The 12,337-nt window shown below is 62.7% G+C and carries 14 protein-coding genes; 6 read left to right on the forward strand and 8 right to left on the reverse strand.

Annotation, left to right across the window (positions count from 1 at the left end; genetic code table 11):
* Positions 1–2 precede the first annotated feature (2 nt).
* The 4 genes from ABID19_RS30520 to ABID19_RS30535 are packed head-to-tail and all read right to left on the reverse strand — an operon-like array spanning position 3 to position 3,464.
* The gene (locus ABID19_RS30520) at positions 3–806 is read right to left on the reverse strand and encodes an alpha/beta hydrolase (protein ID WP_354494294.1); all 804 of its coding nucleotides are present in this window, start codon (positions 804–806) and stop codon (positions 3–5) included.
* Positions 807–808: 2 nt separating this feature from the next.
* Positions 809–1,702 (reverse strand): HlyC/CorC family transporter, encoded by an 894-nt coding sequence (locus tag ABID19_RS30525; RefSeq protein ID WP_354494295.1) that lies wholly within the window; start codon positions 1,700–1,702, stop codon positions 809–811.
* Entirely contained in the window at positions 1,699–2,862 is a 1,164-nt protein-coding gene (gene aroB, locus ABID19_RS30530) for a 3-dehydroquinate synthase (RefSeq protein ID WP_354494296.1), read from the reverse strand. The genes ABID19_RS30525 and aroB overlap by 4 nt, the downstream gene beginning before the upstream one ends.
* On the reverse strand, positions 2,859–3,464 hold the full coding sequence (locus ABID19_RS30535) for a shikimate kinase (RefSeq protein ID WP_354494297.1): 606 nt from the start codon (positions 3,462–3,464) through the stop codon (positions 2,859–2,861). Before ABID19_RS30535 ends, aroB begins: the two co-directional genes overlap by 4 nt.
* Before the next feature lie 276 nt (positions 3,465–3,740).
* Here ABID19_RS30535 and ABID19_RS30540 point away from each other — a divergent pair, with 276 nt between their 5' ends.
* The 5 genes from ABID19_RS30540 to ABID19_RS30560 all read left to right on the forward strand — a co-directional run bounded on the left by ABID19_RS30540 (position 3,741) and on the right by ABID19_RS30560 (position 7,737).
* Positions 3,741–3,893: a histidine kinase gene (locus ABID19_RS30540; RefSeq protein WP_095485924.1), complete on the forward strand. Its 153-nt coding sequence runs from the start codon at positions 3,741–3,743 to the stop codon at positions 3,891–3,893.
* A gap of 27 nt (positions 3,894–3,920) precedes the next feature.
* Positions 3,921–4,838 carry a site-specific tyrosine recombinase XerD gene (locus ABID19_RS30545; RefSeq protein WP_354494298.1) on the forward strand — a complete coding sequence of 306 codons (918 nt, stop codon included), beginning with the start codon at positions 3,921–3,923 and terminating at the stop codon, positions 4,836–4,838.
* 99 nt (positions 4,839–4,937) lie between these two features.
* Positions 4,938–5,888, forward strand: a complete 951-nt coding sequence (locus tag ABID19_RS30550) for an acetyl-CoA carboxylase carboxyltransferase subunit alpha (RefSeq protein WP_354494299.1) — start codon at positions 4,938–4,940, stop codon at positions 5,886–5,888.
* Between the two features lie 268 nt (positions 5,889–6,156).
* Positions 6,157–7,488: a murein L,D-transpeptidase family protein gene (locus ABID19_RS30555; protein ID WP_354494300.1), complete on the forward strand. Its 1,332-nt coding sequence runs from the start codon at positions 6,157–6,159 to the stop codon at positions 7,486–7,488.
* A 9-nt stretch (positions 7,489–7,497) separates the two neighbouring features.
* Positions 7,498–7,737 carry a sulfurtransferase TusA family protein gene (locus tag ABID19_RS30560; RefSeq protein WP_354494301.1) on the forward strand — a complete coding sequence of 80 codons (240 nt, stop codon included), beginning with the start codon at positions 7,498–7,500 and terminating at the stop codon, positions 7,735–7,737.
* Between the two features lie 41 nt (positions 7,738–7,778).
* On the opposite strand, the gene ABID19_RS30565 is transcribed toward ABID19_RS30560, so the two are convergent.
* Together ABID19_RS30565 and ABID19_RS30570 are read right to left on the reverse strand one after the other, a co-directional pair.
* Complete coding sequence (locus ABID19_RS30565) at positions 7,779–8,885, reverse strand: CobW family GTP-binding protein (protein WP_354494302.1); 1,107 nt, start codon at positions 8,883–8,885, stop codon at positions 7,779–7,781.
* A 4-nt stretch (positions 8,886–8,889) separates the two neighbouring features.
* A complete protein-coding gene (locus ABID19_RS30570) occupies positions 8,890–10,062 on the reverse strand; it encodes a D-alanyl-D-alanine carboxypeptidase family protein (protein WP_354494303.1) in 1,173 nt (390 codons plus the stop codon).
* A gap of 222 nt (positions 10,063–10,284) precedes the next feature.
* Between ABID19_RS30570 and ABID19_RS30575 the strand changes: the two genes are divergently transcribed.
* Positions 10,285–11,448 carry a M20 aminoacylase family protein gene (locus ABID19_RS30575; RefSeq protein ID WP_354494311.1) on the forward strand — a complete coding sequence of 388 codons (1,164 nt, stop codon included), beginning with the start codon at positions 10,285–10,287 and terminating at the stop codon, positions 11,446–11,448.
* A gap of 160 nt (positions 11,449–11,608) precedes the next feature.
* Here the strand turns inward: ABID19_RS30575 and ABID19_RS30580 are convergent, their stop codons facing one another.
* Together ABID19_RS30580 and ABID19_RS30585 are read right to left on the reverse strand one after the other, a co-directional pair.
* Positions 11,609–11,755 carry a hypothetical protein gene (locus ABID19_RS30580; RefSeq protein WP_354494304.1) on the reverse strand — a complete coding sequence of 49 codons (147 nt, stop codon included), beginning with the start codon at positions 11,753–11,755 and terminating at the stop codon, positions 11,609–11,611.
* A 78-nt stretch (positions 11,756–11,833) separates the two neighbouring features.
* Positions 11,834–12,133 carry a hypothetical protein gene (locus ABID19_RS30585; protein WP_354494305.1) on the reverse strand — a complete coding sequence of 100 codons (300 nt, stop codon included), beginning with the start codon at positions 12,131–12,133 and terminating at the stop codon, positions 11,834–11,836.
* Positions 12,134–12,337: the final 204 nt, after the last annotated feature.

The raw sequence follows: 12,337 nt of genomic DNA on the forward strand, positions 1-12,337 counted from the left end.
CATCAGCCGAGCGCTGCCTCCAGGAAAATCATCACCGCACCGGTCAAGGCATCGCCTTCGTCGCCGAAATCGCGATTGATCGACATATGCGAATAGGCGCTGCCGTCGAACAAAATGACTTCCGTTCCGGTCGCCCGCAGGCGCTCGGCGAAGGCCTGTGCGGCTGCCGCACGATCCGCTGCGCGCGAATAGGCGATGAAGGTCGGCGGATGTTTGCGGCTCCCGACATGAAAGGCCGGTGACAGTGTGCGCCACTGCGCCGGGTCGGGAAAGGCCCTGGCATAGGCCCGCGTCATGCCGCCGCTTCTCGCAAGCGCCTCCAAATCATAGGCTCTGGTATCATTCAGCATCAGCGCCACGACGCCGGGCAGACCGCCGCGCAGCCCGGTCAGTGCGGCGAGATGACAGCCGGCCGAATGGCCCATGATCGCTATCCGGTTCGGATCGCCGCCGTATCTGGCGATGTTGGCGCGCACGTAGCGATATGCCTCCTCGACATCGTCGGCCTGGGTGGCGACATCGGCCTTAGGCAGCATCCGGTAGTCGATGGAAACGAAGCAGAAGCCATTGTCGAGCAGGAAGCCTGGCTTGACGTCGACGTTGGCGCGATCGCCGGCCCGCCAGGCGCCGCCATGGATGAAAAAGACCACTGGCAGGCCGCTTGCGCCATCGCGCGAATAGATGTCGAGCTTGGCCGGTCCATAGTCGAAGGTCTGCGGGGACGGCGAGCGCCGCGGCTGTGCCGCCGAAGTGCTGGCCGGCAACAAAGCCATCGACATCAAAAGCAGGGTTCGCCGACCGATCATACCTAAACGTCGCCAGCCGGCCTGATCCTCAGCCTTGCGATCCGGTTCTTATCGCGCTTCATGACGACGAAGCGCTTGCCGTGAAAGGTGAAAGCCTGCTTCTCGTCGGGGATCAATTGCGTCTCGTGGATGACGAGACCGGCTATGGTGGTGGCTTCCTCGTCCGGCAAGTCCCAGTCGAGCGCCCGGTTCAGGTCGCGGATCGGCACAGTGCCGTCGACGACGACGGAGCCGTCGGCTTCCTGCTTGACACCCTGGATGTCGATATCGTGCTCGTCGGCGATTTCGCCGACGATCTCCTCGATGATATCCTCCAGCGTCACCAGCCCCTCGACCTCGCCATATTCGTCGACGACGATGGCGAAATGCGCCTTGCGACGCAGAAACGCGTTGAGCTGTTCCTGCAGCGTCGTGGTGTCGGGCACGAACCACGGTTTTGTCGCGATCTTCATCACGTCGATCTGGGAAAAATCGTTGCCGACATCGTTCAGCGCGCGCAACAGGTCCTTGGCATGCAGCACGCCGACGATGTTGTCGAGTGAGCCCTTCCACAAGGGCATGCGGGTATGCGGGCTCTGCAGGATCTCGCGCACCAGCGCTTCCGGCGGATTGTCGGCATTGACCGAGCGCATGTTGGTGCGATGGACCATGACATCGGACACTTCGAGTTCATCGAGGTCGGACAGGCGGCCGATGCGGGCGCGATCCTCGCGCGCGATTTGGCCGTCGCGACGAAAATCGTCGACGGCGCCGCGCGGTTCATCATGGTTCGAACGCTGCGGCTCAATGCGCTGCAGTTCATAGCCGAAGGCGGCGAGCAGACGCCTGCGAAAGACCAAAGCGATAAGGCCGAGCCCGGCAAGGACGGCAGCGACGATCCAGCCGGCCTCGTTCATTCCGAGTGGCTTTTCTGCCGACCCGAACGGCTTTCCTGCGGATCCGGATGATTCTCCTTCAGAAACGACAGGACTTCCGACGCCGGCACGTCTCTGGCGATGAAAGCCTGACCGATGCCACGCGTCAGGATGAAGGTCAGCGTGCCGCGCGAGACCTTCTTGTCCTGGGTGATGAAAGCCAGCAGCGCCTCGGAATCAGGCAATTCGCCCGGAATATCGGCCATGCGCCAGGGCAGGCCGACGGCGCGGAGATGCGCCTCGACGCGCGCCGCATCGTCGGGACTTGCCAGATTGAGGCGGGACGAAAAGCGATAAGCCAGCGCCATGCCGATGGCGACCCCCTCGCCGTGGACGAGACGGGCGCTGTCATAGCTGGTGGCGGCCTCGAGTGCATGACCGAACGTGTGGCCGAGATTGAGCAGCGCGCGGTCGCCGGTCTCGAACTCGTCGCGGGCGACGACATCGGCCTTGGCGCGGCAGGCTTCGGCGATGGCCTCGGCTCGCTTCGGGCCGCCGGCAAACACTTGGCCCCAGTTTTCCTCCAGCCAGGCAAAGAAGTCGGGACGGTCGATGAGCCCATATTTGGCGAGTTCGGCATAACCGGCCCTGAATTCCCGGATCGGCAGCGTGTCGAGCACTTCGGTGTCGGCCAGCACCAGCCTCGGCTGATGGAAGACGCCGACGAGGTTCTTGCCGCGCGCACTGTTGATGCCGGTCTTGCCGCCAACCGAAGAGTCGACCTGCGCCAGCAGCGAAGTCGGGATTTGCACGAAATTCATGCCGCGGCGTACGATCCCGGCGGCAAATCCGGCCAGATCGCCAATGACACCGCCGCCGAGCGCGATGACGACATCGCCGCGCTCAAGCCTGGCCGCCAGAACGCCGTCCACCACCTCCTCGAGATGCTCGAAACTCTTGGTCTTTTCCCCAGCCGGCAGCGTGATGACGGCAGGCTGTATGCCGCCCTTTTCAAGCCCGGCCTTCAACGTGTCGAGATGTGCTGCGGCGACATTGACGTCGGTGACCACCGCGGCGCGCGTGCCAGGCAGGCGGCGCGAAATCTCGGTGCCGGCGCGCGAAAGCAGGCCGGAGCCGATCAAAATGTCATAGGCACGATCGCCGAGCCCGACTTCGACAGTGACTGTCGCATTGATGCTCATGATCGCACCTCGCCTATCGCGGCCCCAACGCCGAAATACCCGCAAAGCGCGCCCACCACCTCGGCCGCGATGACCTCCTTGCGATCGTCGCGGGTCGGCACGGTGACATCGGCGGCTGCGTAGACCGGATAGCGCTCGGCCATCAACCGCTCGATCACGGCACGGGGGTCGGCGCTTTTGAGGAGCGGCCGATTCTGCTTCTTGGAAACCCGGTCCATCAACAGGTCGATCTCGGCCTTCAGCCATACCGACACGCCATGGCCGGCAATGGCTTCTCGCGTCTGCGGGCTCATGAACGCGCCGCCACCCGTCGACAGCACCTGCGGGCCATGTTCCAGCACGCGCAGGATGACGCGCTGCTCCAGCGCCCGAAACTCGGGCTCGCCATAGCGCTCGAACAGTTCCGGGACGCTCATGCGCGACACGCTTTCGATTTCCTGGTCGCTGTCGATGAAAGGCAGCCCCAACATCGCCGCCACCTTGCGGCCGATCGCCGTCTTGCCGGCGCCCATAAGCCCGACAAAGACGATGGAACGGCTGCCCAGCCGATCGAGCAGCGCGGCATAGCTCTCATCAGGAGGATTTGCTGGTAGCGCGTTCATAACACCATGATGTTTCTAAGCAGGTTCCGCAAAAATATCTCGCGGTTTTGCGACAAGACCCTGCGACAAACCAAGGAATCTGAGCAGGCATCCATGAACCAGTCCACGAATGCCTGCTTAGGCCCCTCTTTGCCGGCGTATCCACATCAAAAGCCTGTTTGCGTCAAGCGCGGCGCGCCCGGGTGTCGTGCGCGCTTCGTCCTTGAATTGGCCGGATTGGCGTCTCATAAGGGCACAGGGTTTGGAAACGCAGAACAAGAAGACGGGCGAAAATTGATGCCGACACTGTTCCGCTTTGTCGTGACGCTCACGATTCTAGCCGGCATTGTCTATGGCGCGATGTTCGCTCTGGCGATGTTTGTCGAGCCGAGAAAGGCCGAAATGAGCGTGCGCATCCCTCCCGAAAAGCTGAATCCCAAGAAAAATTGACCCAAAAGAAAAATTGACCAAAAAGAAATGAACAGCGCGGCACGCATCGAAGCCTTTCTGGAAATGATGAGCGCCGAGCGCGGTGCGGCCGAAAACACGCTTTCCAGCTATCGCCGCGACCTCGAAGACGCGTCAGTCGAGATCGACGGCGGGCTTGCCGGTGCCGCCGCCGCCGATATCCGCGCCTATCTCGACGACATCGCCGCACGCGGTTTTGCCGCCACCTCGCAGGCGCGCAAACTGTCGGCGATCCGCCAGTTCTTCAAGTTCCTTTACGCCGAAGGCCTGCGCGGCGACGACCCGACCGGAACCCTGGACAGTCCGAAGAAGGGCCGGCCACTCCCGAAGACGATGAGCGAGGCCGATACCGGCCGGCTGATCGACCGTGCAGCGCAAGAGGCAAGTGACGCCTCGTTGAACGACGGCGACAGCCTGGCGGCGCTGCGCCTGCATGCGCTGGTCGAGGTGCTCTACGCCACCGGCCTGCGCGTTTCCGAGCTGGTCGGCCTGCCGGTAACGGTGGCGTTGCGCGACGATCGCTTCTTCATGGTGCGCGGCAAGGGTGACAAGGAACGCATGGTGCCGCTGTCGGCAAAGGCGCGCACGGCGATGCGGGTCTGGCTCGCTGCCCGGGCAAAGGTGCCGGCTTTTGCCGGCAGCCCGTTCCTGTTTCCGGCGGCATCGGACAGCGGGTATCTCTCCAGGCAAGTCTTTGCCCGCGACCTGAAGGGGCTCGCCGCCAGAGCCGGCATCGCCTCGGCGAAAATATCGCCGCATGTGCTGCGCCATGCTTTCGCCAGCCATCTCCTGCAGAACGGCGCCGATCTCAGGGCCGTGCAGCAGTTGCTTGGCCATGCCGATATTTCAACGACGCAGATCTACACGCATGTGCTGGAGGAGCGGCTGGTGCGGCTGGTCAACGAACATCATCCGCTTGCCGACTAGGCGTCATATCGCTATGTGAGGACGACGTCCCGCCGCCCGGAGCCTCTATTTCCTAGGTTCCGCCAGTCATTGCCTTCCGATCTATCGGTCCGCTCAAGAATGTACAATTACCTCGATTTCGAAAAGCCGGTCGCCGATCTCGAAGGCAAGATCCTCGAGCTGAAGAAGCTCGCCGAGAATGGCGAGGCGGTCGATGTCGGCGATGAGATCAGCCGTCTCGAGAAGCGCGTGCGCGACGCGCTGCGCGACATCTACAAGGCGCTGACGCCGTGGCAGAAGGTGCAGGTGGCCCGCCATCCGGACAGGCCGCATTGCGTCGACTACATCAAGGGTCTGTTCAACGATTTCACGCCGCTCGCCGGCGACCGCAATTTCGGCGAAGATCAGGCGATCGTCGGCGGCTTTGCCCGCTTTCGCGGCGAGCCGGTGGCGATCATCGGCCAGGAAAAAGGTTCGGATACGGCCAGCCGGCTTAAGCACAATTTCGGCTCGGTGCGACCGGAGGGCTACCGCAAGGCGGTGCGGCTGATGGAACTCGCCGACCGCTTCAATATCCCGTTGCTGACGCTGGTCGATACGGCCGGCGCCTATCCCGGTGTCAACGCCGAGGAGCGCGGCCAGGCGGAAGCCATTGCCCGCTCGACATCGGCCTGTCTCGGCCTGAAGGTACCGTCCATCTCGGTGGTCATCGGCGAAGGCGGCTCGGGCGGCGCCATCGCGATCGCCACCGCTAACCGCGTCTATATGCTCGAGCACGCCATCTATTCGGTGATCTCGCCGGAAGGCGCCGCTTCGATCCTGTGGCGCGACACCACCCGCTCGAAAGATGCGGCGACCAACATGAAGATCACCGCCCAGGATCTGCTGGAGCTGAAGATCATCGACGCCATCGTGCCCGAACCGCTGGGCGGCGCCCATCGTGGCCCGGAAGCGGTCATCGCCGCCACCGGCGACCTCATCGCCAAAACGATGAAGGAGTTCTCCGGAGCTAATACCGATTTTCGTGAGCAGCGCCGCGAGAAATACCTGGCTATGGGGCGCAATCTCTAGACCATGATCCCGAACCGAAGATCATCGTCAAGCAGGAAGATTCAGTCCGTCAGCTTCAATCCGACGAACTGAGAGGCGTCTTCAGCGCCGCAATGTGGCTAGATTGCGCGCGTCCGCCACAAAAATGCCGCGGCATTCGGTTCAATCAAATTGCCGTAAGGGGATGCGCCCAGCGCTTGCGGTAAGGAATTTTCAAGGTTAACGGGCTTAGGGTTGGGCCTGGCGGCGCTGATGCCTGCGGTCCGAAAGAAAAGACATAGCCATAATCATGTTTGCCAAGCTTGCCCTCACCGGACTTCTGATTGCCGCGATAGGCGTCGCCGGCTGCACCGATTCTTCGGTGAAGGACTTCGCGCCCCAGGCCAACAAGCCGCTGCCCGACAAGATCTTGGCCAGCATGAAGGCCAAGGGCATGACCCGCACCTCGCCGGTGATGGCCCGCATCTTCAAGGAAGAAGGCAAGCTCGAAATCTGGAAGGCCAAGACCAACGGCCGCTACGACTTGGTCGCCAGCTACGATATCTGCAAATGGTCGGGCAAGCTGGGTCCCAAATACACCGAAGGCGACCGCCAGGCGCCGGAAGGCTTCTATACGGTTCGTCCCTCGCAGATGAATCCGCGGTCGAACTACCACCTTGCCTTCAACATCGGCTATCCCAACGCCTATGATCGCGCCAATGGCCGCACCGGTTCCCATCTGATGGTCCATGGCGCCTGCTCGTCGTCGGGCTGCTATTCGATGACGGACGCGCAGATCGAGCAAATCTACGCCTTCGGCCGCGACGCTTTCCAGGGCGGGCAGACCGAATTCCAGATCCAGGCCTTTCCGTTCCGCATGACCGCCGCCAACATGGCGCGTTATCGCAAAGACCCGAACTACGAATTCTGGAAGATGCTGAAGGTCGGCTACGACAATTTCGAGATCACCAAGGTGCCGCCGAAGGTCGACGTCTGCGAGAAGCGCTATGTCTTCAATCAGGTCGCGGCCGACGGCGCGACGTTCGATCCGACCGGCGCGTGCCCTGCGACGACGCAGCCGGATTCGCTGAAGAGCGCCTTCAATGCCTACCAGAGCACCTACGAAGCGGCCTTCAACGGAGCGGTCAAGGCCAGCGTGCCGGCCCCCAAGCCGACCATTGCCGGGATCAAGGAAGCCAGCATCGTTTCCGAATGGTCGAAAAAGCGCGCCCGTGGCGAACGCGTGCCGATCGAGCCGCCGTCGCTCAACGCCGACGGCTCGTTGACGGCAACGGAGCGCATGGGCCGCATCGATTCGCCGGCCGGCCGCAAGATGGCCGCGCTCGATGCCGAGAAAGCCGCCAAGCAGAAGGCCGAGGAGCAACGGCTTGCCGCCATAGAAGCGGCCAAGGCCGAGAAAGAGGCGGCCAAGGCTCAGGCCCTGGCTGAAACGGAAACGGCCAAGATCAATTCGCTGGCCGAAGAAGGGGATGCCATGGCCTCGGGGGCCGAAGCGCCTGTCTCAACCGCGACAATCGCGTCGCCGCCAGAGGCCGCCGCGGCCGAAACGCAGGCGGCGAATGCCAGTGAAAACAGGGTGACAAAGCTGAAGAATAAGCTGCTCGGTATGTTCGGCGGCTGAGGTTCTCGCTTGGCCAAGCCTATTTCCGTCTATGACCTCAAGGGCCTGAACTGCCCCTTGCCTGTGCTGAAAGCAAAAAAGCGGCTGGCTGCGATGCGGCCGGGCAGCAGGCTCTGGCTGGAGACCACCGACCCACTGGCCGTCATCGACATCCCAGCCTTCTGCTCCGATGCCGGCCACCAGTTACTTGAAACTTCGGCGAGTTCCGGCGGTCATCGTTTTCTGGTCGAGCGCGGTAGTAACGCCTGACGCCGGCAGTTTTCACGCTTCCGAATTGACGACAGACAGGCCTACCGCCCGGCAATGGCCAGCGGGTTGTTTTCCAGCGCTGCGCGGTCGGGTGTGTCGATCGACGGCCGGTTGGTGAAGGCGGCAAACAGCCGGCGGATGTAATCCTCCGGCATATCGAGCGTGATCAGCACCAGCCTCGTGCCGCGCTGGCCGTCCGGCCAGGACGGCAGCCGCGCCGGCGGATGCAGGACTTTCTGCACGCCGTGGACGACCAGCGGCCGCGACGGGTCTTCCAGCAATTCGATGACGCCTTTCATGCGTAGCAGGCGCTCGCCATGTGCCGACCGCAACAGGTCGAGGAACATCTCGATTGCCGAAAACGGCACCGGTCCGTCATGAACGAGCGAGTAGGAGCGCACGCGGGAATCGTGCCGATGGTCGTCATCGTGATCATGGTCGCTGTGGTCGCCATGATGGTGGTGATCATGGGCGGCTTCCTCGCCGAGCCAGCGTTGCACATCGGCGGACTTGGTGGCTGGGTTGTAGAGGCCGCACTCGAACAGTGCCGCGACACTTGTGCGGCTGTCGCCGGCATCGAACAGCGCGGCACCTGGATTGATCTGTCGCAGCCGGGCTTTCAGGGCTTCGACCTCGCGCGGATCGGTGGCCAGATCGGCTTTCGTCAGCACGATACGGTCGGCGACGGCCACCTGCTTCACCGCCTCGACGTGGGCGTCGAGCGTCGCATTGCCGTTGACCGCATCGACCAGCGTGATGACGCCGTCGAGCCGAAAGGCCTGAACCAGCGCCGGATGCGCCATGATCGACTGCAGCACCGGCGCCGGATCGGCAAGCCCGGTGGTTTCGATGACGACGCGGGCAAGCCGGGCGATACGGCCGGTCTGCAGCCGGTCGACGAGATCGGCCAGCGTGTCGACCAGTTCACCGCGCACCGTGCAGCAGAGACAGCCGTCGGAGAGCTGGATGATGCCGTCGGAGGCCTGTTCGACCAGGAGATGGTCAATTGCCACCTCGCCGAACTCATTGATGATGACCGCGGTGTCGGCGAGCCCGGGATCCCTGAGCAGCCGGTTGAGCAGCGTCGTCTTGCCGGCGCCGAGAAAGCCGGTCAGCACCGAGACAGGGATGGGAAAGCCGCTGTTCATCAGGCTAGTTCAAGGCCCTGGCGGGCTGGCCGTCCTGAGCCGCCGTGGCGGAACCGATCACTGTCGGCTCGGCGCCGGGCGGCGGTGGCAGGTCGGGGCGCCAGCTCGGCAACGGCACGTCTGCATATTCACGGCCCGACGGATCGAGCATCGCCTTCGGCTTCGGTCCGGTGGCGCCGCCAAGGCCGACAGCGACCAATGTCGGCACATGGTGGAGCTTTTCCTGATAGGGCGATTTTGGCGCATCCTTGTCGCCGACGGGGACGGCAGCCTCCGACTGCTCCTCAGCCGGCTTCTTCTTGCAAAGCTGGTCACGCAGGTCGTTGACCGATGTCGTGTCGCCATAGGCAGGCAGCGCCGCGACCGTGACCCAGCTCGGCTCAGCCGCCGCAAAACCCTGGTCGAGCAACCTCGCCGCGGTCTCGGCACGGGTGATGGTCGATTGTTCGCCGAGCACCACGGCGACCAGTGTGCGGCCGTTGCGCGTTGCCGAGCCGATCATGTTGTAGCCCGAGGAACAGACGAAGCCCGTCTTCATGCCGTCGGCGCCCGGATAGCGGCCGATCAGAAGATTGTAGTTCGAGATCTGCTTCTTGCCGACAGCGAGGCCCTCGATCGAGAACCATGCGGCATATTGCGGAAATTCCTTGCGGATCGCCATCACCAGCAAGCCAAGGTCGCGCGCCGTCGTATACTGGTCCGGCGAAAAGAGCCCGTTCGGGTTGACGAAATGCGAGCCGGTCATGCCGAGCCGGCGCGCCTCGGTGTTCATGCGTTCGGCAAAAGCGGCTTGCGAACCGCCGATGTTCTCGCCGACGGCCATGGCGACGTCGTTGGCCGATTTGACCAGCATCATCTTCAGCGCATTGTCGAGCCGCATGACCGAGCCCGGCTTGAAGCCCATTTTGCTCGGCGGCTCGCCCGCGGAACGTTTCGTGACCTTGATCGGCGAATCGAGCCTGACCTCGCCGGCCGCGATCGCACGGAACGTCACATAGGCGGTCATCAGCTTGGTCAGCGAGGCAGGATACCAGCGCTTGAAAGCCTCCTGATGCTGGAGGATCTTGCCATTCTCCAGGTCGAACACGATCGTCGGATTGGCGAGAGCCGGTCCGGCCAGCAGCGGAAGCGCCACGGCGCCCGCCAGCAACAGTTTGAGGAAATGCCTATACCGCATGGTGGAATCCGAAATCGCCTCTTGCCGCAGTCGCCTCTGGCTCCGTAAGATTGTTACGCGATCGCCAGCATAGTGATCCGGCCCTCTATCCGGATCCCGGTCTTTCGGTGCTATTTACCCTATGTGACGTCAAGATGGCAAAGTGCCTGAATGACGATTGTAAAACAGCAGGCACAATTGCAAACCAGCAGCAGGCCCGTCTGCTCCAACAGCGAGATTACCATGCCGATCCTCAACCGCGCCGCCGAAATGCAAGACGAGGTCGCCGGCTGGCGTCGCCATCTGCACCAGACGCCAGAGCTGAATTTCGACGTCTTCAAGACCGCCGCCTTCGTCACCGAGAAGCTGCAGGCCTTCGGTTGCGACGATGTGGTGACCGGGCTCGGCAAGACAGGCGTCGTCGGCGTCATCCGCGGCCGCCTGGGTGAAGGCACGACCATTGGCCTGCGCGCCGACATGGACGCGCTGCCGCTCAATGAGATCACCGGCAAATCCTACGCCTCGACCGTTCCGGGTAAGATGCACGCCTGCGGCCATGACGGCCACACCGCGATGCTCTTGGGTGCTGCCAAATATCTCGCTGAGACGCGCAATTTCGCCGGTTCCGTCGCGGTGATCTTCCAGCCCGCCGAAGAAGGCGGCGGCGGCGGCAACGAAATGGTCAAGGACGGCATGATGGAGCGCTTCGGCATCTCCAAGGTGTTCGGCATGCACAACATGCCGGGCCTGCCGGTCGGCCAGTTCGCCATCAAGCCGGGCCCGATCATGGCGGCGACCGCCGAATTCACCATCACCGTCAAGGGCCGGGGCGGGCATGCGGCGATGCCGCACGGCACGATCGACCCGATCGTCATCACCAGCCAGCTCGTCGGCGCTTTGCAGACGATCGCCTCGCGCAGCACCGATCCGGTCGAAGCTGTCGTGGTGTCGGTGACGAAATTCCACGCCGGCGACGCCTACAACGTTATTCCCGAGAGCGCCGAGATCGCCGGCACCGTGCGCACTTTGAAGAAAGAGGTCGCCCGGAAGGCGGAAGAGCGCGTGCGCGGCATCTGTGAGGGAGTGGGCGCGGCCTTCGGCGCGACGATCGAGGTCGACTACAATGCCAACTATCCCGTCACCTTCAACCATGCGGAAGAGACGGTCTTTGCCAGTGACGTCGCGGCTGATATCGCTGGCGAGGCCCATGTGCACCGCTCCATTCAGCCGGTGATGGGCGGCGAGGACTTCTCCTATATGCTGGAAGCGCGGCCTGGCGCCTTCATCTTCATCGGCAATGGCGACACCGCCGGTCTGCACAACCCGGCCTACGACTTCAATGACGAGGTCATCCCGCACGGGATGAGTTATTGGGTGAAGCTGGCGGAGACGGCGCTGGCGGCCTGATGCATATCGCTCGAAGAGCCTTCTCGAGCTTGACTCGCAGGTATGTCAACAGCGGTTTTGGGCATGCATGACAACAAATGGTTTGACGCGCATCGCATCAAGCTATTCAGATGCGACGTGTTTTTGTCGGCATCAGGTCGTGCGGCCGATGCTCTGATCGTCACTTCCGGCCAGATGATCTGCGGGCAAGACCGAAGGCAATGCCTAGAGCAATGCCGATCCCGATCCCTGCAATAATGTTGTCCAACGCGACGCCGATAGCCACGCCGATCACAATGCCGAGTGTGATGTGTTTGGCATCTATCATGTCTGGTCATGTAGAGTGGAAGGGGAGAGCCGCAACCGCTGGCCATCGCCGGCTACCAACCGATGGTTGCTTGGATCGCTACGGGCCGCTCTTAGGGTCGTCGACCTTCAGCGCCTCCATGACCGGCGCCAGATCACTCTCTTCGACCGGGTCCGTAGCCTGTGGCTGTTCGCCTGTCCGGGCTTTGTGCAGAGCTCTCTCAATGGCCTCTTCGATGTCGCCGATCTCGTCTTCGCGTACCTCGTGACCGTAGCCGGCCGCGTCGGCATCTTGCTCGAATTGCTGAGCCAGGACGGCCACGCTCACTTCGCTTTCCGGGCGCAGGTTACCGACGTTCTCCTGGAGCCAGGTTTCAAAGAACTCTTTTGTGGCGCTCATGCGGCATCTCCTTCGGCACACTAAAGCGCGGTGGTGGTCCGAAGTTCCGCTATCCCCAGGTTATCTTTGCGGTCCACTCGGAACCGGCCGATCTGCGCCAAACCTGCCTCTGTCGGTAGCTAATCAAGTTGTCCGGTTTTGGTAGCACATCACTTGTCCGCTTCAGTTTGCGTCGAAGCGGTTCACGCGGCTTGCCTGATGGGG

It is taken from the genome of Mesorhizobium robiniae (genome assembly GCF_040545535.1).
GTDB lineage: Bacteria > Pseudomonadota > Alphaproteobacteria > Rhizobiales > Rhizobiaceae > Mesorhizobium > Mesorhizobium robiniae.

Bases quoted from the DNA above. Each gene is read 5' to 3' on its own strand.
- ABID19_RS30565 (WP_354494302.1), bottom strand. From the start codon at position 8,885: ATGAACAGCGGCTTTCCCATCCCTGTCTCGGTGCTGACCGGCTTTCTC.
- ABID19_RS30550 (WP_354494299.1), top strand. From the start codon at position 4,938: ATGTACAATTACCTCGATTTCGAAAAGCCGGTCGCCGATCTCGAAGGC.
- ABID19_RS30585 (WP_354494305.1), bottom strand. From the start codon at position 12,133: ATGAGCGCCACAAAAGAGTTCTTTGAAACCTGGCTCCAGGAGAACGTC.
- ABID19_RS30555 (WP_354494300.1), top strand. From the start codon at position 6,157: ATGTTTGCCAAGCTTGCCCTCACCGGACTTCTGATTGCCGCGATAGGC.
- ABID19_RS30570 (WP_354494303.1), bottom strand. From the start codon at position 10,062: ATGCGGTATAGGCATTTCCTCAAACTGTTGCTGGCGGGCGCCGTGGCG.
- ABID19_RS30540 (WP_095485924.1), top strand. From the start codon at position 3,741: ATGCCGACACTGTTCCGCTTTGTCGTGACGCTCACGATTCTAGCCGGC.
- ABID19_RS30545 (WP_354494298.1), top strand. From the start codon at position 3,921: ATGAACAGCGCGGCACGCATCGAAGCCTTTCTGGAAATGATGAGCGCC.
- ABID19_RS30520 (WP_354494294.1), bottom strand. From the start codon at position 806: ATGATCGGTCGGCGAACCCTGCTTTTGATGTCGATGGCTTTGTTGCCG.
- ABID19_RS30525 (WP_354494295.1), bottom strand. From the start codon at position 1,702: ATGAACGAGGCCGGCTGGATCGTCGCTGCCGTCCTTGCCGGGCTCGGC.
- ABID19_RS30535 (WP_354494297.1), bottom strand. From the start codon at position 3,464: ATGAACGCGCTACCAGCAAATCCTCCTGATGAGAGCTATGCCGCGCTG.
- ABID19_RS30575 (WP_354494311.1), top strand. From the start codon at position 10,285: ATGCCGATCCTCAACCGCGCCGCCGAAATGCAAGACGAGGTCGCCGGC.
- aroB (WP_354494296.1), bottom strand. From the start codon at position 2,862: ATGAGCATCAATGCGACAGTCACTGTCGAAGTCGGGCTCGGCGATCGT.
- ABID19_RS30580 (WP_354494304.1), bottom strand. From the start codon at position 11,755: ATGATAGATGCCAAACACATCACACTCGGCATTGTGATCGGCGTGGCT.